This window comes from Nocardioides donggukensis (genome assembly GCF_014842875.1).
GTDB classification, from domain to species: Bacteria; Actinomycetota; Actinomycetes; order Propionibacteriales; family Nocardioidaceae; genus Nocardioides; species Nocardioides donggukensis.
In genome coordinates, this window is the sequence record NZ_JACYXZ010000005.1 from 21594 (window position 1) to 44219 (window position 22626).

17 protein-coding genes are annotated in these 22626 nt (G+C 75.1%); 4 read left to right on the forward strand and 13 right to left on the reverse strand.

The window, feature by feature from the left end:
* Positions 1-6: 6 nt before the first annotated feature.
* The gene (locus tag IE331_RS15315) at positions 7-660 is read left to right on the forward strand and encodes a GNAT family N-acetyltransferase (protein ID WP_192144342.1); all 654 of its coding nucleotides are present in this window, start codon (positions 7-9) and stop codon (positions 658-660) included.
* On the opposite strand, the gene trxA is transcribed toward IE331_RS15315, so the two are convergent.
* From trxA to IE331_RS15350, 7 genes are all read right to left on the reverse strand, one after another.
* Positions 650-976, reverse strand: a complete 327-nt coding sequence (gene trxA / locus IE331_RS15320; RefSeq protein WP_318646836.1) for a thioredoxin — start codon at positions 974-976, stop codon at positions 650-652. The genes IE331_RS15315 and trxA overlap by 11 nt on opposite strands.
* Before the next feature lie 207 nt (positions 977-1183).
* The gene (trxB, locus tag IE331_RS15325; protein WP_192144343.1) at positions 1184-2209 is read right to left on the reverse strand and encodes a thioredoxin-disulfide reductase; all 1026 of its coding nucleotides are present in this window, start codon (positions 2207-2209) and stop codon (positions 1184-1186) included.
* A gap of 90 nt (positions 2210-2299) precedes the next feature.
* Entirely contained in the window at positions 2300-3091 is a 792-nt protein-coding gene (locus IE331_RS15330; RefSeq protein WP_192144344.1) for a hypothetical protein, read from the reverse strand.
* Between the two features lie 38 nt (positions 3092-3129).
* Positions 3130-3870: an RNA polymerase sigma factor SigM gene (sigM, locus tag IE331_RS15335; RefSeq protein ID WP_192144345.1), complete on the reverse strand. Its 741-nt coding sequence runs from the start codon at positions 3868-3870 to the stop codon at positions 3130-3132.
* Positions 3867-6155 carry a hypothetical protein gene (locus IE331_RS15340; protein WP_192144346.1) on the reverse strand — a complete coding sequence of 763 codons (2289 nt, stop codon included), beginning with the start codon at positions 6153-6155 and terminating at the stop codon, positions 3867-3869. The genes sigM and IE331_RS15340 overlap by 4 nt, the downstream gene beginning before the upstream one ends.
* Positions 6156-6277: 122 nt before the next feature.
* Complete coding sequence (murJ, locus tag IE331_RS15345) at positions 6278-7990, reverse strand: murein biosynthesis integral membrane protein MurJ (RefSeq protein WP_192144347.1); 1713 nt, start codon at positions 7988-7990, stop codon at positions 6278-6280.
* Positions 7987-10368, reverse strand: a complete 2382-nt coding sequence (locus tag IE331_RS15350; RefSeq protein ID WP_192144348.1) for a DUF6049 family protein — start codon at positions 10366-10368, stop codon at positions 7987-7989. Before IE331_RS15350 ends, murJ begins: the two co-directional genes overlap by 4 nt.
* Positions 10369-10412: 44 nt before the next feature.
* Between IE331_RS15350 and IE331_RS15355 the strand changes: the two genes are divergently transcribed.
* A complete protein-coding gene (locus tag IE331_RS15355) occupies positions 10413-11885 on the forward strand; it encodes a CCA tRNA nucleotidyltransferase (protein ID WP_192144349.1) in 1473 nt (490 codons plus the stop codon).
* Positions 11886-12050: 165 nt separating this feature from the next.
* Here IE331_RS15355 and IE331_RS15360 read toward each other — a convergent pair whose 3' ends face one another.
* Positions 12051-13325: an MFS transporter gene (locus IE331_RS15360; protein ID WP_192144350.1), complete on the reverse strand. Its 1275-nt coding sequence runs from the start codon at positions 13323-13325 to the stop codon at positions 12051-12053.
* Positions 13322-13882 (reverse strand): helix-turn-helix domain-containing protein, encoded by a 561-nt coding sequence (locus tag IE331_RS15365; protein WP_201931839.1) that lies wholly within the window; start codon positions 13880-13882, stop codon positions 13322-13324. Before IE331_RS15365 ends, IE331_RS15360 begins: the two co-directional genes overlap by 4 nt.
* A gap of 156 nt (positions 13883-14038) precedes the next feature.
* On the opposite strand from IE331_RS15365, the gene IE331_RS15370 reads away from it, so the two are divergent.
* Entirely contained in the window at positions 14039-14500 is a 462-nt protein-coding gene (locus tag IE331_RS15370) for an SRPBCC family protein (protein ID WP_192144351.1), read from the forward strand.
* Positions 14501-14574: 74 nt separating this feature from the next.
* Positions 14575-16167, forward strand: coding sequence for a malate synthase A (aceB, locus tag IE331_RS15375; RefSeq protein ID WP_192144352.1), 1593 nt, complete (start codon positions 14575-14577; stop codon positions 16165-16167).
* A gap of 75 nt (positions 16168-16242) precedes the next feature.
* Here aceB and IE331_RS15380 read toward each other — a convergent pair whose 3' ends face one another.
* Genes IE331_RS15380 through IE331_RS15395 form a run of 4 tightly spaced genes read right to left on the reverse strand, consistent with a single transcriptional unit; the run spans position 16243 to position 22557 of the window.
* Positions 16243-17562, reverse strand: a complete 1320-nt coding sequence (locus IE331_RS15380; RefSeq protein WP_201931840.1) for a guanine deaminase — start codon at positions 17560-17562, stop codon at positions 16243-16245.
* Positions 17559-18455 (reverse strand): xanthine dehydrogenase accessory protein XdhC, encoded by an 897-nt coding sequence (gene xdhC / locus IE331_RS15385; RefSeq protein ID WP_201931841.1) that lies wholly within the window; start codon positions 18453-18455, stop codon positions 17559-17561. Before xdhC ends, IE331_RS15380 begins: the two co-directional genes overlap by 4 nt.
* Complete coding sequence (gene xdhB / locus IE331_RS15390; protein ID WP_192144353.1) at positions 18452-20938, reverse strand: xanthine dehydrogenase molybdopterin binding subunit; 2487 nt, start codon at positions 20936-20938, stop codon at positions 18452-18454. The genes xdhC and xdhB overlap by 4 nt, the downstream gene beginning before the upstream one ends.
* Positions 20935-22557 (reverse strand): xanthine dehydrogenase small subunit, encoded by a 1623-nt coding sequence (locus IE331_RS15395; protein WP_192144354.1) that lies wholly within the window; start codon positions 22555-22557, stop codon positions 20935-20937. The genes xdhB and IE331_RS15395 overlap by 4 nt, the downstream gene beginning before the upstream one ends.
* Between the last annotated feature and the right edge of the window lie 69 nt (positions 22558-22626).

The following is a 22626-nucleotide window of genomic DNA, read 5'->3' on the forward strand; positions in this document are numbered from 1 at the left end:
AGAGCCATGTCCCGCAGGACGAAACGCCTCACCCTCGACGATCTGGCCACCCTGCCCGGACCGTGCCGGGACTGCCTGTTCTGGGAGCTGGACCCGGTCCGGCGGACCCGGGTGGCCGCGGAGGACCGGCTGGCGGAGAAGGAGGCGTGGGTCTCCGAGGTCCTGCGCGAGTGGGGCTCCTGCGGGCAGGTGCTCAGCGTGGACGACGTACCGCTGGGCTACGCGATCTACGCCCCGACGGCGTTCGTGCCCGGGGCGCAGGCGTTCCCGACGGCGCCGGTCAGCACTGACGCGGTGCAGCTGACCACCGTGTACGTCGACCCGCGCGCGGCCGGTGGCGGGCTGGGCCGGGTGCTGATCCAGGCGATGGCCCGGGACCTCGTCCAGCGCGGCGGGATCCGGGCCGTCGAGGCGTTCGGGGACACCCGGCAGGTTCGGCCCGAGGCCTGCGTCGTCCCGGCCGGGTTCCTGGCCGCGGTGGGCTTCAAGACCCAGCGGGCGCACCCGACGAACCCGCGGATGCGGATGGACCTGCGCTCGACGCTCACCTGGAAGGACGAGGTCGAGCAGGCCCTGGAGAAGCTGTTGGGCGCGGTGCGCCCGGTGCGCGCCGCGCCGAAGGCCACTCAGCCCCCGGCGCGGCAGCGCCTCACGCGATGAAGTCGGACAGCTCGTTGAGGAGCGCGCCCTTGGGCTTGGCGCCCACGATCGAGCGGACCACCTCGCCGTTCTGGTACACGTTGATCGTCGGGATGCCGCTCACCCGGTAGTTGGACGGGGTGACCGGGTTCTCGTCGACGTTCATCTTGTAGAAGGTGATCTTGTCGCCGTGCTCGGCGGCGATCTCGTCGAGGATCGGCCCCACCTGGCGGCACGGCCCGCACCACTCGGCCCAGAAGTCCACGAGGACCGGCTTGTCGGACTTGAGGACCTCGGCGTCGAACTCGGCGTCGGTCACGGCTGCGATGTTGCCCACGGTCTCTTCCTTCCTGGCGGCCCGGTCGGTCCGGGTCGCGAACTGGTGCTGGGTGGCTCGGTGTCATGGAACACCGAGCCACCGACGTTCATTCCTCGGCCACTGCCCGCGGAGGCGGGTCGTGGCTCCCCGAAGGGTTGGCACCGGTTTGGCGGGGGTGGTGCGGGTCTGAACGGGCTGAACGGGGCTGAACGGGGTGCCGCTCGGTCAGGCGCCGGCCGTCTGGACGGCCTCGCCGACCGCCTCCGCCTCTGCGGCCGCCTCCGCGGTGGCCTCGGCGGCGCCGGCGGTGGAGGCCTGGTGGTCCAGGGCGGCTAGGAACCGCTCGGCGTCCAGGGCGGCGGCGCAGCCGGTCCCGGCCGCGGTCACCGCCTGGCGGTAGTTGTGGTCGACCAGGTCGCCGGAGGCGAAGACCCCGGGGATGTTGGTGCGGGTCGAGGGGTGGTCCACGAGCACGTAGCCGCCGTCGTCGAGGTCGACCTGGCCGGCCAGCAGCTCCGAGCGCGGGTCGTGGCCGACCGCGATGAACAGTCCGGTCACGTCGAGCTGGCGCTCCTCGCCGGTGACGGTGTCGCGCAGGGTGAGCGACTCCAGCCGGTCGGTGCCGTTGATCGCGGCGACCTCGGAGTTCCAGGCCATCTCGAGCTTCGGGTCGGCGAAGGCCCGCTCCTGCATGATCTTGGAGGCCCGCAGCTCGTCACGGCGGTGGATCAGGGTGACCTTGGCGCCGAACCGGGTGAGGAAGGTGGCCTCCTCGACGGCCGAGTCGCCCCCGCCGACGACCGCGATCTGCTGGTCGCGGAAGAAGAACCCGTCGCAGGTGGCGCACCACGACACGCCCCGGCCGGAGAGCTCGTCCTCGTTGGGGAGGTCCAGCCGGCGGTAGCCCGACCCGGTGGCCAGGATGACCGCGCGGGCGTGGAACTCGCCGGTGGCGGTGCGCACCACCTTGGGCTCGGCGGTGAGGTCGACCTCGACCACGTCGTCGGGGACCAGCTCGGCGCCGAAGCGCTCGGCCTGACCGCGCATCTCGTCCATGAGGGCGGGGCCCATGATCCCGTCCCGGAAGCCGGGGTAGTTCTCCACCTCGGTGGTGTTCATCAGCGCACCCCCCGCGGTGACCGATCCCTCGAAGACCAGCGGCGCGAGGCTGGCGCGGGCGGCGTACGTCGCCGCGGCGTAGCCGGCCGGGCCGGAGCCGATGATGATCACGTTGCGGACTTCGGTCGTCATGGGCGCGGTGCTCCAACTCTTCGGGGGTGTGCGGGCTCTTCGGGTTGCGTGGGTGCAACCGATCCTAGGGGTGGCACATTCCCCGGTCGGTCAGCCCTCGGGCGCGAGCCGCACCCTACGGACGGGCTCCTGAGGCGTCGGGCCGTCGCAGACGTAGACCCGGGCCACCTGGGCGGCCCCCTGGACCGGGTCGATGACGACCAGCGCGGGGCGCCCCTTGAAGTCGGCCAGGATCCGCTCCGCCCCGGCGCGCGGCTCGGCCGGCCCGCAGCCGACGGCCTGGGCCCGCTGCCGGGCCAGCCGGTCGGCGTCGGCCGCCTTGCCCAGCTCAGCGGGCCCCGGCGCCTCGTACTCGTCGGCGGCCTCGGGACCGCTCGGACCGGAGGTCAGCCCGGTGTCGGGGTCCACCCCGGCCACCCGCAGTCCGGCGAGGTCGAGCCGGGCCAGCTGGTCCCGGGCCTGGCGCAGGTCCCGCCGGGAGGTCGTGCGCGGCTCGAGGTCCGCCCCTGCGGACTCCGGGAGCGCCGCGTCGCCCCCGCCGGAGTCGAGGGACTCGGCCGTGCTGCCGGCGTCGCCACCGCCGCTGTCCTGGCCGGCGAGCATCTGGGTGGTGCCGAAGCCGATCGCGGCCACGGTCGCGGCGGCGAGCAGCGCGGCCGGCCACCGGCGTCGGCGGAGGGCGACCACGGTGGCCGATCCCGGCCCCGGGTCGGCGTCGGCGCCGGTGACCCCGGCTCCGGCGGACCGCTCGGCCACCAGGTCGGCCAGGGTCGCCTCGAGCCGGGCGCCGACCTCGTCGGGGACGCCGCCCTCGTGCCGGGCGTCGGCGAGCAGGCGTCGCACCGCGCGCTCCTGCGTCGGGTCGAGCTCGGGATCGGTCACGGTTCACCTCCTGCGGGGTGTCGTCCGGGGCGTGCGGGTCAGCCGGTGGGGGTTGCGGGTGGGGCGGTGGGCGGGGTTGCGGGTGGCGTTGCGGGTGGTCCGCGGGTGCGGTCCGTGGATGGGACGGAGGAGCCGGGGTCCGGGTTCCCCGACCCCTCGGTCGGCTCCTCCGGATCGCGCAGTACGCCGAGCAGCGGGGCCAGCCTGGCCCGGCCGCGCGCGCAGCGCGACTTGACCGTCCCCACCGCGCAGTCGAGCACCGCGGCGGCCTCGGCCACGGGGTAGCCCTCCATGTCGACCAGGACCAGCGCCGCGCGCTGCTCCGGCGGGAGGGTGGCGAGCGCGGCCAGCACCTGCTGCCGGCGCTCGTCGTCCAGCACCCGGGCCTCGGGTCCCGGCGCACGGTCGATCGTGGTCCGGCCGCCGTGATCGGGGGATGCCTCCAGGTCGTCGGGCAGTGCGTCGGCCGCCCGCGACCGGGTGTGCCGGATCCGGTCCAGGCAGGCGTTGACCACCACCCGGTGCAGCCAGGTGGTGACGGCGGCGTCGCCGCGGTAGCCGGAGGCCCGGCGGAACGCCGAGATCAGGGCGTCCTGGAGCGCGTCGGCGGCATCCTCGGGGTTGCCGCTGGTGCGCAGCGCCACCGCCCAGAGCCGGTCCCGGTGCCGGGCGAAGAGCTCACCGAAGGCGTCCGGGTCGCCCGCGACGTGCGCCGCGAGCAGGTCCCGGTCACTGCGGTCCGGCCCCGGCGGCACACCCCCCTGGGCGGCCTTGCTCATGCCAGGACCTGGATCTCCGCGACCTGACCGCGGAAGCCTCCGTCCACGGCGGGGAGCGAGGTGAGCCAGACGACGACGTACCGGGCGCTGGTCGGCTCGTCGGGGGTGAGCGTGACCCGGTTGCCGCCGGCCCGGCCCTCCGCGACCGTCCTCAGGCCCTCCTCGTCGGACGGGGCGGTCTCGGAGTCCGCGGCCAGCAGCTGGACGGCCGTGGGGGAGGAGGTGAAGGTCAGCTCGACCTGGGCCACGTCGCGGACCTCGCCGAGGTCGAGCAGCAGCCCGACGCCGGTCTTGAGGCCGCCCGGCCCGAAGTTCTGCCGGTAGGTGCTGGTCTGCCACGCGGTGGCCGCGTCGCCGTCGACGGCCAGCGGCGCGAGCTCCGGGTTCTCCGCGGGCGGGTCCCCCTGCGGGTCGAAGTCGGTGGCGGTCGCCCGCACCGGCTGGGCGTCGGTCACGGTCGGCGACGGCTCCGGGTCGTCGCTGGTGGCCGGTGTGCCGCCGCCCTGGCGCCCCCGGTCGAACGCGTAGGCGATCACCACGAGCAGCACGACCACGGCCGCGATGACGGCCGCGATCCGCAGCCAGCTGCGGCCGGGCACCGGCTCCGGGTCCTCCCCGGGCTCGGTGGGCGGGGCGGGGACGCCGGCGCCGGTCTCCCAGGGCCAGAAGCCGCCGGTGTCGGTGCCGGTGCCACCCATGCTGCCGCTGTCGGGGCCGGGGCCGCCGTGGTCGGTCGGCGCCGCCCCCGTCGCGCGGGAGACCCGGACCGGCTGTCCCTCGGGTGGGTCCGGTGCGAACAGGGGTCGCTCGGGCGTCTCCTCGAACGGCGGTGGCGGCGGTGGCGCCGACTCCCCCTGGGAGGACATCCAGCCGACGTCCTCGATCTCGTCGTAGAAGACCGGTACCCCCGCCTGGGTCTCCTCGGTGCGGGGCCGGGTCGCCCCGGGGGTCTGCTCCGGGTCGCCGGCTGGCTCGCCGGCCGGCGCGGTGGCCGGACGGGTGGCTCCGGACGAGTCGTCGGCCCTCCCGGCCCTCCCGGCCCCGTCAGCCCCCTCGGCCCTGTCGGACGCGTCCGACGCGTCGCCCGCGTCGACCGGCACCGGCTCGAGGACGTCGGTGTGCCCGGGGTCGGCGTCCGCTCCGGGGCCGGCCTCGGGCTCGGTCTCAGGGCCGGTGTCGGAGCCGGCTGCCGGGTCGGCCGAGGTGCCGGCTGGGGGTCCGGCCGCGGATCCGGCGGACGGGGACACCGCGGCCTGCACGGCCGTCCGGTCCGGGTCCGCACCCGCGTCGGCACCGGTGGCCGGGCCCGGGCCGGGCACGACCGGGGGCACCGGGCCCGGAGTGGCCGCCGCTGGGCCCCCCGGGGAAGCAGTCGGGGAAGCGGTCGGGGAAACCGTCGGGGAAGCGGTGGGGGACGCGGTCGGAGGCGTCGAGGACGCGGCCGGGGACGGGATCGGGCCAACGAGCCCCGGCATCCGCGGGGTCGGGTTGCCCCGGTGCCGGGCCGCCTCGGCCTCGGCCACGGCGGCCGGGTCGCCGACGTACTCCACCAGGGCGTCGGTGATCGCGCGGGCCGAGTCGTGGCCGCCCGGCTGGGCCGACGGGGCCCCCAGCACCTCGTCGCAGAGGGCGTCGAGCACCCTCGGCACCCCGGCCCGGACCTGGCGCGGGCGCAGCGGCCAGCCGTGCTCCTGCGGTGCCGCCGGCACCCGCGAGCCGGAGTTCCCGGGCCACTTGCCGGTCATGGCCGCGTAGAGGAGGGCGGCCAGGTCCACCACGTCGGCCGCGGTCCGGGTGGACGGCAGGCCGTGCAGCGCGGCGTCGACGGCCAGGCCGATGATCTTGACCGCACCGCCCTCGTCGATGAGCACGTTCTCGGGGACCAGCCGGCCGTGCGCGATGTCGGACTCGTGGGCGTGGGCGACGAGGGCGCCGACCTCGCTGACCAGCCAGGCGGCGCGCCGGGGCGTGAGCGGGCCCTCGACCAGCATCTGGTCGAGGGACTCTCCCTCGCCCCACTCGTTGACGACGAAGCACAGGCCGTCGACGACGTCGGCGTCGAGGACCCGGAGCAGCCGCGGGTCGTGCAGGGTGGCGGAGCGGCGGGCCGCCTCCATCAGCGCGGGCGCGCGGTCGTCGCCCTCGGCGATCAGGTGCAGGGCCACGTGCCGGGCCAGGACGCTGTCCCACGCCCGCCAGAACCGGCCGCCCCGGGCCTCGCTGAGCAGGTCGACCAAGCGATAGCGTCCGGCGAGCACGTCACCGGGTCGCATCGTGCCGGGCATCCCGCTCCTCACCTCTCCTCACCCTGGTCGGCCTCGCGTCCACCGGCTCCCTCGTGACCGCCTCGTGAACGCCTCGTGACTGGCTCATGACTGGGCCTCTCCGGCCCATCGTAGGGGCCAGGTCACCTCCGGCCGGGGACCGGCAACCGCCGCGTCACGGTCTCGACCAGCTCGGTGACCTCGCGGATCCGCAGCACCCGCGCCAGGACGAGGAACACCACCGCGTCGACGAGGCCGACCGCGGCCACGAACAGCAGGGCCTCGCCCTTGCCCGTCGCCTCGTCCCCCCACCAGGAGTGCAGTCCGCGGGCCAGGCTCCAGGCGACCGCGGCGGCCAGACCGGCGGCGAGCAGCGTCCGGACCAGGAAGCGCAGGGTGCGCCGGGTGTCCAGGCCGCCCAGGGTGTGCCGGAGCACCAGGTAGGACAGGCAGGCGCCGACGGCGTACGCCGCACCGTAGGCGAGCACCAGGGCCGGGGAGGTGAAGGCGGCGTCGGTCGCGGTCACCAGGGTCAGGGCCAGGGCGACGTTCACCGCCGCGATCACGCACTGGACCCAGAAGACGGTCCGGGTCTGCTCCAGGGCGTAGAAGCCGCGGAGCATGAGGTAGTGCACGGTGAAGAAGGCGACGCCGGGGGCGAACAGCGCCAGCGACGGGGCGTAGTTCGCCGAGGCCGCCTCGGCCGCGCCGTACCCCCAGATCAGGTCGGAGAGCTCGACCGAGATCAGCGGCACCAGCAGCACGAACGGGATCATCAGCACCAGCGTCGTGCGCAGCGTCGAGGCCAGCGTCGAGGCCAGGGCGTCCAGGCGGCCCTCGGCGGCGCTGGCCGAGAGCCGCGGCAGCACGGCGGTGGCCAGCGACACCGTCACCACCGCGTGCGGCACCATCACCAGCAGGAACGTGCTCGCGTAGATCGTGTAGCCGGTGCCGTCCGCCGACTCCGCGGTGCCGCCCGAGGCCAGCCGGACCACGACCGTGTAGGCGACCTGGTTGACGATCACGAACAGGACGGTCCACGTGCCCAGCCGCAGCGTGTGCCCCAGGCCGGTGCCGCGGAAGTCGAACCGGGGCCGGAACCGGAAGCCCGCCGAGCGCAGGAACGGCACCAGGATCACGAACTGCAGGGCGATGCCGACCGTCGACCCGATCCCGAGGAGGAGCTCCTCGCCGGTGCTGTACGCGCCGGTGGAGCTGGTGCCGAACACGGCGATGTAGACGACCAGGACCGCCATCGTGGTCAGGTTGTTCGTGATCGGGGCCCACATCATCGGCCCGAACCGACCGCGGGCGTTCAGGATCTGCCCGACCAGCACGAACATCCCGTAGAAGAACACCTGCGGGAGGCAGTAGCGCGCGAAGTCGATCACCGAGGCCCGCTCCGCGGTGAGCGAGGGGTCGTCGTACGAGCCGTCGAGGTAGAGCGACATCACCTGGGGGGCCAGCACCACCAACAGGACAGTCACGCCGCCGAGGAACAGGCCGGCCAGGGTCACGATCCGCTGGGTGTAGGCGTCGCCGCCGTCGGGGTCGTTCTTCATCGCCCGCACCAGCTGGGGGACCAGCACGGCGTTGAAGACGCCGCCGGCGAGCAGGATGTAGAGCATGTTGGGGATCGTGTTGGCGATCGTGAACAGGTCGGCGTGCAGGGCGTTGCCGAGGGCGGCCGCGAGCAGCACCGAGCGGACGTAGCCGCTCATCCGGGAGACCACGGTGCCGGCGGCCATCACCGCGCTGCTGCCGAGGACGGTCGGGCCCTGGTGCTCCTGGCTGCCCTGGTCGTCCTGGTCGCCCGGGTCGCCCGGGCCGCCCTCGCGGTCGGTCGTCCCGCTCATGCGGTCCCGTCCCGCCGGCCCCGGACCTGCAGCGCGGGGGCGGTCCCGCCCTCCCGCGCGGCCCGGCGCCGACGGCGCGCCCACCGGACCGGGATCGCCAGGAAGAGGATCCCGACACCGACGCCGAGGATCACCCAGATGACCGTGCCGACGCTGTTCGAGCGCACGTTGAGCACGTCGGAGGAGCCGAGCAGGCTGCCGTCCTCACCGGCGGCGACCAGGCGGACGGCGTGCACGCCGATCGAGCGCGCCTCCGCGTCGAGCTCGACCGTCTGCTGGGTGCCGGCCTCCAGCTCGACCTTCTCCGGGGCCCGGATCACCAGGTCATCGGCCGTGTAGGCCTCGATCCGCAGCTCGACCGGCTGGTCCAGGTCGTTGGTCACGGTCACCGCGAACGGGCCGGTCTCCGAGGAGAGGATGACGAACGACGGCGCCTCGATCCGGACCAGGCCGAGGAGGTCGCGGATCCGGTCGGCGGTACGCCGGGTGGCCAGGGCGGCCTCCTCGGGGTCGTCCCGGGTCTCGTAGGAGACCCCGGTCAGGGCCTGGGCCAGCACCTGCGGGGCGACCGCGTCGGTGCCCGGCAGGATCCCGTCGAGCGTCTGGCCGGCCTCGACCAGCTGCTGTGCGGAGGCCAGCTGGGCGGCCGGCAGCTCGCGCCGGAGCTGGCGCTGGGGGTAGGTCACCTCGGCCACCTCGGGCGCCGGGCCGGTGGGGTCGACCCCGGCCGACCGCGGGTCCACGAACCGCTGGTCCAGGCCGGCGAAGAAGGCCCGCCCGCCGGTGCCGGGGTCGAACCCGGGCGGAAGCACGACCTGCAGCGACCCGCTGCCTCCCGCCAGGGACCGGACCGCGGCCTCGGCCAGGATCCGCTGGCGCAGTGCCACCCGAGCCAGCCGCCGGTCCGGTCCGGGGCCGCCGGTGCCGGCCGCGGCGTCGTACACCGCGACCCGGTTGCCGGCCACGGTGATCGTCGAGGGACCGGACTCGGCGCTGGAGAACCGGGCCGGGAGGGCCTCGTCGGAGAGCAGCACCTCGACGTCGTCGGGGACCAGCGCCAGTGCCGCGTCCGTGAGCAGTCCCGAGGGGGACAGCACGGCCGGCTGGGCGAGGATCCCCAGCTCGTCGAAGGTGGTCTCGGACAGGGCCCGGGCCCGGGCGTAGAGCCCGGGGGCGTTGTCGGCGGCGGCGACCACGTCGACGTCGCCGTAGGGCAGCCCCAGGACCCGACGCCCGGTGGTCAGCTCGGCGAGGTCGTCGAGCCAGTCCTTGGCCGGCTGGACGGCGGGGATCGCGTCGGGGTCGGGCTCCGGCTGCTCTGCGGGGTCGTCGCCGGCCGCCGGCTCCTCGTCACCGTCGGCTTCGTCGCCGCCCTCGCCGCCGTCCTCGCTGGCGTCCCCGCCCTCGCTGCCGTCCCCGGCGCCGCCCGACGGGGCCAGGCTGAGCTCCGGGTTGCCCCGGGCGAGCTGACGGACCGCGGCCGGCACGGCCGGGTCGATCACCCAGGTCAGGGGCAGGTCACGGGAGGTGCGTGCGAAGTCCAGGAGGTTGGCGAGTCGGCCGCCCGGGCTGAGCGCCTCGGTCCAGCCGGCCACGTCGGCAAGGCGGCCCTCGGGGGTGCGCTCGACGATCCGTCGCACCGGCAGCACCAGCGACGTCGGCACCCGGTCCCGGCCCCGGCCCACGAGGGGGACGAACGAGCGCGCCCGACCGTGGGCGGTGCCGTCCCGGAGGCCGTCCTCGTCGGCCCCGAGCACGTGCACGCCCACCCAGTAGACGCCCTCCTCCTCGCTGATCCGGAGCAGGTCGCGTCGGATCCGGACCGACCACCGGGCGGTCTCGCCGGGCCCGAGGGTCTCGATCGAGTTGTCGAAGGCCCCGGCCTCGGTGATCCGCGGGCCGAGGTAGATCTCCGGGTCCGAGGCGGCCGAGACCTGCAGCTCGCGGGCGCTGGTCATGGGGTAGAAGGAGGTCAGCGGGTGGACGTTGATGCTGGTCCAGGTCTGCTCGCTGACGTTCGTGACGGTCCCGCTCAGGCGCAGCGGGCCGGAGCGGGGGATGACCGGGGAGACCCGGTCCAGGCTGACCGTGAAGTCCCGGCCCTCCTGGGCCCGCGCGGGTACGGCCTCGCGCACCCGCCGCGTCGTCCGCGAGGTGCTGCGGTCGACCGGCGCCCGGCCGGCCCGGTCGACCCCGCCCGCCGGTGCGGAGGCGGGTCGATCGTCGGTCCCGGTCGGCTCGGCGGGCCCGCTCGGACTCCGTGGACCCGGCGCGCTGATCTCCTCCAGGGCCGGTTCGGCGCCGCCGGGGGTCCAGGCGACCGCGAGTCCGAGGACGACGACTGCGAGCGCGAGGAGCACTGCCAGCCGTCGGATCACGGCGCCGACTCTAGCCGTCCGGGTGGCGACTACTCTTGTCTCCCGTGTCCGACGCCGCGCCCCCCACCATCTCGATCAGCGAGGTCGAGCGCACCGTCGCCCGCGAGCTGGAGCGGATCGCCCCGGTGATCGACGAGCTCGGCAGCCGGTTCCAGGCGGCGGGGCACGAGCTGGCCCTGGTCGGCGGTCCGGTGCGCGACGCCATGCTGGGTCGGCTGCAGACCGACCTCGACTTCACCACCTCCGCGCGACCGGAGGAGACCGAGCGGCTGCTGCGCCGCTGGGCGGACGCCGTGTGGGACGTCGGCCGCGCCTTCGGGACCATCGGCTGCCGCAAGGGGGACTGGCAGGTCGAGGTCACGACGTACCGCTCGGAGGCCTATGACGCCTCCTCGCGCAAGCCCGACGTGGACTTCGGGGACTCGCTCGCCGGCGACCTCGGCCGGCGCGACTTCACGGTGAACGCCATGGCCCTGTCCCTGCCCGGGCGGGGGTTCGAGGACCCGTACGGCGGCGTGGTGGACCTGGCCGCCGGGGTGCTGCGCACGCCGGGCACGCCCGAGGACTCCTTCTCCGACGACCCGCTGCGGATGATGCGGGCGGCCCGCTTCGCCGCGCAGCTCGGATTCACGGTCGCGCCCGAGGTGGTCGCCGCGATGACCGCGATGGCCGACCGGATCGCGATCATCTCCGCCGAGCGGGTGCGCGACGAGCTGGTGAAGCTGGTGTGCGCGCCGTTCCCCCGTCGTGGGCTGACGCTGCTGGTGGAGACCGGCCTGGCCGGGCACGTGCTGCCGGAGCTGCCCGCCCTGGCGCTGGAGCGCGACGAGCACCACCGGCACAAGGACGTCTACGAGCACACGCTCACGGTGCTCGAGCAGTCGATCGACCTCGAGCACCGGCTGGCTGCCGAGGGCGAGCCGGCGCGGCCGGACTTCGTGTCCCGGTTCGCGGCGCTCATGCACGACGTCGGCAAGCCCAGGACCCGACGCTTCGTCGACGACGGCACGGTGACCTTCCACCACCACGACGTGGTCGGGGCCAAGCTGACCCGCAAGCGGATGGCGGCGCTGCGCTTCTCCGGGGACGACATCGACGCGGTCTCCAAGCTGGTGGAGCTGCACCTGCGGTTCCACGGCTACGGCTCCGGGGAGTGGACCGACTCCGCGGTGCGGCGCTACGTCCGCGACGCCGGCGACCAGCTGGAGCGGCTGCACATCCTGACCCGCGCCGACTGCACCACCCGGAACCGGCGGAAGGCGGAGCGGCTGCGCCGCACCTACGACGACCTCGAGGCGCGGATCGGGAGGCTCTCCGAGGAGGAGGAGCTGGCCTCGATGCGGCCGGACCTCGACGGGAACCAGATCATGGAGATCCTCGGGATCCCTCCCGGCCGGGACGTGGGCGCCGCCTACGCGCACCTGCTCGAGCTGCGCCTCGACGACGGTCCGATGTCCTTCGAGGCGGCCCGCGACGCTCTGCTCGCCTGGTGGTCCGCCCGCCCCGACCGCCCCTGACCCCGACCCGTCGCTTGTGTCGGCTCAGAAGCCGCCGACCCGTCGCTTGTGTCGGCGCTGGAGTCGCCGACCCGTCGCTTGTGTCGGGCGCGGCGCGACACTCACGACAGGTCGGCGCTCTGAGGGCCGACATTCACGACGGGTCGGGGGTCTGAGGGCCGACATTCACGACGGGTCGGGGGTCTGAGGGCCGACACTTGCGACGGGTCGGCGCTCTTGGCGGTGGGCGGGGAGGTAGAGCGGGGCGGCCAGCGCCAGCACCGCGCCGCCGACGTACATCGCCGTCGAGACGCCCTGGCCCTCGGCCAGGGCGGTGAGGACGACGACGCCGATCGAGCCGGCCGGCTGGGAGACCATGGAGTTCAGCGAGATCACCGTGGCGCGCACGGGGCCGGTCGCCTCGCGGTGCAGCAGCGTCATGTGGGCGGGGTTCGAGGCCCCGTGCACGGTGTAGCAGAGCAGGTAGCCGACCAGCACGCCGACCACGCCACCGGCCAGCCCCATCACCACCACGGTGGCGCCCTGGAGCACCCGCATCAGCGCCGCGGTGGCCGCGACGCCCAGCCGGCGACCCAGGAAGGGCATCACCGCGGCGCCGGCGGCCGAGGCCACCCACGCTGCGGAGCCGGCCGGCCCGGTGATGGCCGCGGCCGCGTCGGCGTCGCCGAGGATCTCCTGGAGCCGGACCGGGGTCAGGCTCTCGAAGGTCACCATCGCGAACCCCCAGGAGAGCTCGACCGCGAGCAGGGCGGCCAGCACCCGGGAGCCCCGGACCAGGGCGAGGCCCTGCACGATCGTGGCCGGCGTCGCCCGGGCCGCCACCAGCGCCACCCGCCACCCGCCGGGCTCGCGCGGCTCGACCATGAGCAGCGCCAGCCCGGCCACGCCGGCGACCTGGAGGGCCAGCGCGACCGCGACCGGGGTGGCCAGCGCGTCCAGGGCCGGCACCGGATCGAGCGCGACCAGTCCGCCCGAGACCAGCGCCCCGCCGGCGACGGCCAGGCCCAGCACCACGCCGTGTGCGCTCAGGCCGCGGTCGATGGCCGCTCCCCGGTCCAGCGCCAGCGCGGAGTCGACGTACCACGCCTCGAGCGGCCCGGAGTCGAGCGCGCGGTAGACCCCCTGCAGCGCGAACACCAGCACCAGCGCGGGGACCGAGTCCGCGACCAGGAAGACCGCGACCGAGGCCAGGCCCACCGCGGTGGAGGCGAGCAGCACGGTACGCCGCCCCAGGGCGTCGGCGAGCCCGCCCGTCGGCAGCTCCAGGGCCAGCACCACGAAGCCCTGGACCGCGAAGGCCAGGCCGAGGTCGGCCAGGCCGATCCCCCGCTCGAGCGGCAGCAGCACCAGCACCGGGAGCAGCAGTCCGGTGGGCAGCCAGCGCAGGGCGGTGAGGACCAGGAAGCGGCGCCGCAGCCCGACCACGGTCAGCGGGCTCATTCCGGGTCGACCTCCGGCAGCAGGTGCAGGTAGGCGAAGACGCGTCGGGCGCCGGGCTCGGGCTCGAGGCCGCGGTGCCGCTCCAGCACCTCGGCGAGCTCGTCCTGCAGCGCCCGGACCTGACCCGCGGAGAGGGTCAGGAACCAGTCGCCGGCCCCGGCGGCGTCGCGCCACTCCGCCGGCCAGGAGTGCTCGTGGGCGAGCCACTGGTCGGCCAGCTCGGAGAACCGCCGCCGGTGCTCGTCGCGGAGCAGGCTGAGGGCCGCCTCCCCGTCCGCCTCGCCGGCCAGGTCGCTGGGGAACCAGCTGTGCATCTCGTGGGTCGCCCGCCACCAGCGCTCGCGGCCGCGGCCCTCGCCGGTCTCGGTGACCAGGCCGACCTCGGCCAGGCGGCGCAGGTGGTAGCTGGTGGCGCCGGTGTTCGTGCCCAGCTCCCGGGCCAGCCCGGTCGCGGTCGCCGGACCGGCGAGCCGCAGCTGGCCGAGCAGACGGCTGCGCAGCGGGTGCGAGGAGAGGACGAGGAGGGTCCGACCGTCGAGCCGGGGATGAGGGTCCACGACATCCACAATACCTATGCACAGAGATTGTGCAAGAGGGTGGCGTGATCCAGGTGACAGCGCGTCAGGGTCCGGCGCCCCTACAGTCGCCGCACCGCACCGCACCACCACCCACCCGTCACCCCGCACCGTCACCCCGACGATCCAGGAGGATCCGTGTCCGTCGCCCCGCTGCTCGAGGAGTCCATCGAGGTCTCCGCACCGCCCGCCACCGTCTGGGCCCTGGTCACCGACCTGCCCCGGATGGCGCGCTGGAGCCCGCAGGTCGTGAAGACGATCGTGCGTGGCGGCCGGGGCGTCGGCCTCGGGACGCGGACCGTGAACATCAACCGGCGGGGCCCGCTCGTGTGGCCGACCCGGTCCAAGGTGGTCGCGTTCGAGCCGCACTCGGAGTTCGCGTTCCGGATCAAGGACAACTACACGATCTGGTCCTTCAGCCTGGAGCCGACCACGACCGGAACCCGGGTCGTCCAGCGCCGTCGCACCCCCGACGGCACCGCCGCGATCTCGAACCGGCTCGTCGACACGGTCCTCGGCGGGCAGGAGCAGTTCACGAGCGAGCTCCGCGACGGCATGCGCCAGACGCTGTCCCGGATCAAGGCCGAGGCCGAGGCCTGAGGGACCGCTGACGGCGACGCCGCCGGCGGGCCGGCCACGCTAGGTTGGTGCGACCCGCTGGAGGAGGAGCACCGATGCCGGACGTCGAGGTGACCGGGCCGCCGGTCGAGCGTGATGAGGAGATCCTGACCGCACCCGCGCTGGCGTTCGTCGCCGATCTGCAGCGTCGGTTCGGGGCCCGCCGCGATGAGCTGCTGCTCGCCCGCCGGGACCGCCGCGAGGAACTGTCGCGCACCGGCCGCCTGGACTTCCTCCCCGAGACCGCCGAGGTCCGCGCCGGCGACTGGCAGGTCGCCCCGGCCCCCGCCGACCTGACCGACCGCCGGGTCGAGATCACCGGCCCGACCCAGCGCAAGATGGCGATCAACGCCCTCAACTCAGGGGCCCGGGTCTGGCTGGCCGACCTCGAGGACGCGAACACCCCGCACTGGGCGAACGTGGTCGGCGGCCAGGTCACGCTGTACGACGCCGTACGCCGCACGATCAGCCTGACCTCGCCGGAGGGGAAGGAGTACCGGCTCCGCGACCCCGACGACCTGCCGGTGGTCCTGCCGCGTCCCCGCGGCTGGCACCTGCCCGAACGGCACCTGTACGTCGACGGCCGCCCGGCGGTCGGCGCCCTGGTCGACTTCGGGCTGCACTTCTTCCACAACGCCGCCGAGCTCCTCGCCCGCGGCTCGGGCCCCTACTACTACCTGCCCAAGATGGAGTCGCACCTCGAGGCCCGGCTCTGGAACGAGGTGTTCACCCACGCCCAGGCGGAGCTCGGCATCCCGCACGGCACGGTGCGGGCCACGGTGCTGATCGAGACGATCACAGCGGCGTTCGAGATGGAGGAGATCCTCTACGAGCTGCGCGAGCACGCCAGCGGGCTGAACGCGGGCCGCTGGGACTACCTGTTCAGCATCATCAAGACGTTCCGCGACGCCCCCGGCGACCACACCCTGCCGGACCGCAACGCGGTCAGCATGGACGCGCCGATGATGCGCGCCTACAGCGACCTGCTGGTCCGGACCTGCCACCGGCGGGGTGCCTTCGCGATGGGCGGGATGGCGGCCTTCATCCCCAGCCGCCGGGACCCGGAGGTGAACGCGGCGGCGTTCGCGAAGGTGCGCGCCGACAAGCAGCGCGAGGTCGAGGCCGGCTTCGACGGCTCCTGGGTGGCCCACCCCGACCTGGTGCCGCTCTGCGCCGAGGTCTTCGACGCCGTGCTGGAGGGCCCCCACCAGCTGGCGAGGCGGCGCGAGGACGTGTCGGTCACGGCGGCGGACCTGCTCGCCCTCGACCGCACCCCGGGCGAGCGCACCGAGGCCGGCCTGCGCGGCAACATCCACGTGGGCATCGGCTACCTCGCCGCCTGGCTGGCCGGCAACGGCGCGGCGGCGATCGACAACCTGATGGAGGACGCCGCCACCGCCGAGATCTCCCGCTCCCAGATCTGGCAGTGGACGCACGCGGCGGCCACCCTCGACACCGGTGCGGTCGTCACCCGCGAGCTGGTCGAGCGGCTGGTCGAGGAGGAGTACGCCGCCCTGGTCGACGCCGGCGCCTACGCCGAGCACCTCGACCGGGCGCGGGAGCTGTTCGTCCGGACCGCGCTGGACGACGATTTCGTGGACTTCCTGACCCTGCCGGCCTACGACGTCGTGGTCGCCGCCGGCGGCTGAGCCACGGGGCCGGTCGGGCCCGTCCGGGCCGGTCGGGCCGGTCGGGCTGGCCGGGCCGCTCGCCAGGCGGCCGGGTCAGCCCCGGTCGATCCGGTCGCCGCCGACCCAGACGGCCGCGACGTCCGCCGGGGTGGCCAGGGCGAAGGCGCGGGCGACGGCGGTCTCGGTGTCCGGGGCGTGCCGGAGCGAGACGTCGAGGGTGGAGCGCTCCGCGGGCCGCAGCCACAGGGCGTCGAAGTCCTTGCCGACCGAGAAGTCCCCCACGGTGCCGCCCAGGTCGAGGGCCTGCGCCCCCGCGGTCGTGGCCAGGTGCAGCAGGTGGGCGGCGCCGAGCGGCAGCCCGGCCGGTCCGAGCAGCTGCTGGGCGAAGTAGGCCTGCAGACCCTCCTTGAACAGGGAGAACCCGGCACCGGCGCCGACGTCGGACCCCAGCGCCACCCGGACCCCGTGCTCGAGGTGACCCCGGAGCGGGAACAGCCCGCTGCCCAGGGCGGCGTTGCTGGTGGGGCAGTGCGCGACGCTGGCGTCGGCGGCGGCCAGCATCGCGAGCTCGTCGTCGGTGGCGTGGACGTTGTGGGCGAACACGCTGCGCCGCCCGACCAGGCCGTGGTGGTCGTAGGTGCCGAGGTAGTGCTCCCGGTGCTCGAAGAGCCCGACGACGGCGCCGATCTCGGCGAGGTTCTCGTTGACGTGCGAGGTGAACCAGGATCCCGGCACGTCCTTGAGCAGCGCCCCGCAGGAGTCGAGCAGGTCGTCGGTGCACGAGAGCGAGAAGCGCGGGATCACGGCGTACCGGCTCCGGTCCACGTCGTGCCACCGCTCCGCCAGCGCCCGGCCCTCGGCGTAGGCCCGCTCCGGTGAGGTGTAGAGGTCCTCGCGCAGGATCCGGTCGCTGACCACCAGCCCGCTGGTGACCCGGATCCCGACCCGGGCGGCCTCGGTGAACAGCACCTCGACGGCGGGGGCGAAGTGCGCGCCGAAGACCAGCGCGGTGGTGGTGCCGGCGGCGACCAGGCCGGAGACGAACTCGCCCGCCAGCGTCGCGGCGTACGCCGGGTCGGCCAGCCGGGCCTCCTCCGGCAGGGCGCACTGCTCCAGCCAGTCCAGCAACGGCATGCCGAGGCCGCCGATGGCGCGGACCTGGGGGTAGTGCACGTGGGTGTCGACGAAGCCGGGCAGGACCAGGCCGCCACTGAGGTCGACCACGTCGAGGTCGGGGTGCCGGGCGCGCAGGGGGGCGAAGCCGTCCCGCTCGACGATCCGTCCGGCCCGCACGAGGAGGCCGCCGTCGGTCTCGACCCGCAGGCCCCCGCCGGCGAACGGGCTGACCGGGGTGTCGACGAAGGTGCCCCGGAAGAGGGTGCCGGGGCCCGGGCCGGCCACCGGGTCGGTCACCGGGCCGCCCCCTGGTCCCGGGCCCGGTCCCCGTCGTGGGCCCGAGCCCGGCTCCGGGCACGGTCCCGCGTGGGGTCCGGCACCGGCTCGAGGTCCTCGATGCCGCGCAGCAGCGCGGCCGCCACACCGACCGCGATCGTCGCCGGGTCCTTCCCGCGGATCCCGGGGTCGCCGATCGGCGTCGTGACCCGGGCGATCGTGGCCTCGTCGTGGCCCTCCGCGGCCAGCTTCGCCCGGAACCGGGCCCACTTGGCGCGGGATCCGATCAGCCCGATCGAGGCGAGGTGGTCGGTGCGCAGCGCGGCGTCGACCAGCGCGGCGTCCTCGGCGTGGTCGTGGGTCAGGATCAGGACGTGCGTGCCGCGGGGGAGCTCGGCGATGACCAGCTCCGGCAGCACCGGCACCCGGTGCACGTGGACCCGGGCCCGGGCGTCGGCCAGCGGGGCCAGCGCCGTGTCGGTCAGCTGCCCGGGTCGGGAGTCGACCAGGTGCAGGTCGAGGTCCAGGCGGGCCAGGATCCGGGCCAGCTCGAGTCCGACGTGGCCGACCCCGAAGACGGCGACCGCGGGCTGGACCGGGAGCGGCTCGAGCAGCAGCGTCACCTCACCGCCGCAGCACTGGACGCCGTGCTCGAGCGGTGCCCGGTCGGAGAGGTCGGAGACCACCGTGACCGGCTCGGTCACCCCGTCGGCCAGCATCCGGCGGGCCCGCTCGACGGCCACCGCCTCGAGGTTGCCGCCGCCCACCGACTCCCACGAGGAGGTCGCGGTGACCACCATCTTGGCGCCGGCGGAGCGGGGTGCGTGACCGCGCACGTGGGCGACCGTGACCAGGACCCCCGGCTCGCGCCGCTCCCGGAGGGACTCGACCGCCCGCAGCCAGGTCAGGCTCATCGCCCCTCCCCGACGTCGGCCCGGGGACCGCCGAGCAGGTGTGGCGCCAGCTCCGACTCGGGCAGCCGTGCCGGTGCGTCGGGGTCGGGCGGGGGCGGCTCGTCCGGCCGGGTCCCGTCGGCTCCCGTGGGACCGGACCGCGGGGTCTCCTCGGGCCGGTGCGACCGCGCCGCCACCACGGCCCAATAGACCGCCTCCGGCGTCGACGGACAGCCCAGGTCGACGCTGGTGCCGGGCGGGCCGAACGCCGCCACCGCCGCCCGCAGCGCCTCGCGCACCGAGAATGCCAGCATGAGCGGCGGCTCGCCGACGGCCTTCGACCCGTAGACCGCGCCGTCCTCGTGCGCCCGCTCCAGCAGCGCGACGTTGAACACCTCCGGCATCTCCGAGAAGCTCGGGAGCTTGTAGGTGCTCGCCGACTGCGTGGCCAGCCGGCCCGTGCCCTCTCCGTCACCGGTGTCCCAGCGCAGGTCCTCCAGCGTCAGCCACCCGGCGCCCTGGACGAAGCCGCCCTCGATCTGGCCGAGGTCGACCAGCGGCGAGAGGCTGTCGCCGACGTCGTGCACGATGTCCACCCGCCGGGTGCGGTAGCCGCCGGTGAAGCCGTCGACCTCGACCTCGGCCGCCGCGACACCGTAGGCGAAGTACTTGAACGGCGAGCCCCGCATCGCTGTGGAGTCCCAGTGCAGCCCCTCGGTCCGGTAGTAGCCGGCCGCGAAGAGCTGGACCCGGGCGAAGTACACCGCGTGCACGAGCTCGGCCCACGTCAGCGTCCGGTCGGTGCCCCCCGCCCCGACCACGCCGTCCCTGATCCACACCTCGCCCGGCGGTACGCCGAGCGCCCCCGCGGCGGCCTCGGTCAGCCGGCCCCGGATCTGCTCGCAGGCGTCCTTGACCGCGCCGCCGTTCAGGTCCGCGCCGGAGGAGGCCGCGGTCGCCGAGGTGTTGGGCACCTTGTCGGTGCGGGTCGGCGCGAGCCGCACGGTGTCGAGCGGCACCCCGAGCGTGGTTGCGGCGACCTGGAGCATCTTCGTGTGCAGCCCCTGGCCCATCTCGGTGCCGCCGTGGTTGATCAGCACCGAGCCGTCCTTGTAGACGTGCACCAGCGCCCCGGCCTGGTTGAACGCGGTGAGGTTGAAGGAGATCCCGAACTTCACCGGGGTGACCGCCAGCCCGCGCTTGCGGTGCGGGTGGTCGGCGTTGAACCGGGCGACCTCCTCCTGCCGGGCGGCGAGGTCTCCCGTGGCGTGCACCTGCTCCCACGCGGTCGCGAGCCGCTCGGCGTGCCGGACCGGCTGCCCGTACGGCGTGGCCTGGCCGTCGACGTAGAAGTTCCGGCGGCGCAGCTCGGCCGGGTCCAGCCCGAGCCGTGGCGCGCAGCGGCCGAGGATGTCCTCGAGCACCAGCATCCCCTGCGGCCCGCCGAAGCCGCGGAAGGCGGTCTGCGAGGTCTTGTGGGTGCGGGCGATCCGGCCGGTGAGCCGGATGTCCGGCACCCAGTAGGCGTTGTCGACGTGGCACAGCGCGCGGGCCAGCACGGGCTCGGAGAGGTCCAGGCTCCACCCGCCGTCGGAGGTGAGCGTCGCCTCGAGCGCCTGCAGCAGGCCGTCGTCGTCGAAGCCGACCCGCCAGCTCGCGTGGAACCCGTGCCGCTTGCCGGTCATCGTCAGGTCCTGGGTGCGGTTGAGCCGGAGCCGGACCGGGCGTCCGGTCAGGGTGGCGCCGAGCGCGGCGATCGCGGCCAGCCCGTGCGGCTGCATCTCCTTGCCCCCGAACCCTCCGCCCATCCGCAGGCACTGGACCGTGACCTCGTGGCTGCGCAGGCCCAGGACGTGCGCCACGATCTGCTGGGTCTCCGAGGGGTGCTGGGTGCTGGACTGCACGAACACCTGGCCGGCCTCGTCCACGTGCGCGAGCGAGCAATGCGTCTCGAGGTAGAAGTGCTCCTGCCCGGCGAACTCGATCTCGCCCCCGAAGACGTGGGTCGAGCGGGCCAGCCCGGCCCCGACGTCCCCGCGCTGCACGGTGGGCTGGGCTCCCTGGAAGCTGTCGGCCGCGATCGCCCCGCGCAGGTCGACCACCGACGGCAGCGGCCGGTAGTCGACCTCGACCCGCTCGGCACCCCGTCGTGCGGCCTCCAGCGTCTCGGCCAGCACCCAGCACACCGCGTGGCCGTGGAACATCACCTCGGTGGGGAAGAGCGGCTCGTCCTCCTTGATGCCGGCGTCGTTGACCCCCGGCACGTCGGCGGCGGTGAGCACCCGGACCACGCCGGGCTCGTTGAGGGCAGGCTCGACGCGCAGGCCGGTGACCCGGGCGTGCGCGTGGGGCGCCTGCACCGGCCAGGCGTGCAGGCAGTCCCTGGTCCGGGCGACGAGATCGTCGGTGTAGAGCGCCAGCCCGGTGACGTGGAGCGTGGCGCTCTCGTGGGGGAGGGCCTCGCCCACCACGGCGCCGTCGGGTCGCTCGGAGAGCCGGCTCATGCGAGGGCTCCGTCCGGGAGCGCCGGGTCCGGGTGCTCGGCGTACAGCTTGCGCAGCGACTCCCCGAGCATCGCCGCCCGGTAGCGGGCGCTGGCCCGGTGGTCGTCGAGCGGGGTGCCCTCCTCCGCGAGCCGCTCCGCGGCCGCCGCGACGGTGCGGTCGTCCCACGGTCGGCCGGTGAGGGCCTCCTCCGTGGCGCGAGCGCGGACCGGGGTGGCGGCGACGCCGCCGAGGCCGATCCTCGCCCGGCGCACCTCGCCGCCGTGGACGTCGAGCGCGAACCCGACCGCGACGCTGGAGATGTCGTCGTAGCGACGCTTGGCGATCTTGTGGAAGGCGGTCAGCCCGGCCAGCGGCAGCGGGATCACGACCTCGGTGATCAGCTCGCCGGGCTCGCGGCGCGTGGTGCGGTAGCCGGTGAAGTAGTCGGCGAGGTCCACCACCCGCTCGACCACGCCGCCGTCGCGCCAGGACGCCAGCACCAGGCTGGCGTCGAGGGCGAGCAGCGCCGGCGGCGCGTCCCCGATCGGTGACCCGGTGCCGAGGTTGCCACCGAGCGTGGCCGCGTTGCGGACCAGCCGGGAGCCGAACTGCCAGAACAGGTCGTCGAGCAGGGGCACCCGCCTCGCGAGCAGCCGCTCGACCTCGGTCAGCGACAAGGCGGCGCCGAGCCGGATCTGCTCGCCCGCCGCCGCGAGGCCGCGCAGCTCGGGGAGCCGGTCGACGGCCAGGAGGTACGCCGGCCGGGCGCCGCGCAGGTTCACCTCGACGCCGAGGTCGGTCGACCCGGCGAGCACCGTCGCCTCGGGGTGCTCGGCCAGGATCTCCAGCGCCTCGGCCAGGGAGCCGGGTCGGAGGTACCCGCCGCCCGTCGACCCGGACGACCGCGCCGACCCCGAGGGGGCGGGGGAGACCCGGGTGGCCGGCACCGCGGGCGGCGGCCGGTCCCGTCGCTCGGCGAGAGGGTCGCCGGCGGCCGGGGTGCCGAGCGCGTAGGCGGCGTCGCGGATCGGCCGGTAGCCGGTGCAGCGGCACAGGTTGCCGCCGAGGGCGTGCAGGTCGAAGCCGTTCGGCCCCTGCTCCGTCGCCCCGCGCTCGGCCTCGTGGTCGCCGGCCTCGGGGTCGCCGGCCTCGGGGTCGCCGGCCTCGGCGCTCCCGTCGGCCCGCCCCGGGCGGTAGTACTCCGCGGCCATCGAGCAGACGAACCCCGGCGTGCAGTAGCCGCACTGCGACCCCCCGCGGTCGGCCAGCTCCCGCTGGACCGGGTGCAGCCGCTCCGGCGCGGACCCCCCGCCGGCCAGCCCCTCGGCGGTGACCACCTCCTGACCGTCCAGCCCGGCAGCCGGCAGCAGGCAGGCGTTCAGCGCCACCCACTCGGTGCCGCCCGTCGCTTGCGCGGCACCCGACTCACCCGTGGCCGCGATCGCGGGCCGGGCCACCAGCACCGAGCACGCGCCGCACTCGCCCTCGGCGCAGCCCTCCTTGGCGCCGGTCAGGCCGAGCCCGCGCAGCCAGTCGAGGGCGGTGGTGTGCGACGTGATCCCGGCCAGGCCCCGGGCCCGGCCGTTGACGGTGGCGCTGCCCGGCTGACCCTCGGCGATCTCCTGCGCTGTCGTCATCCGCGACTCCTGTCCGTCGACACCCACGTCGGCCCGCACCGGCGGGCGCATGGTTGCGAGGGACCCGGG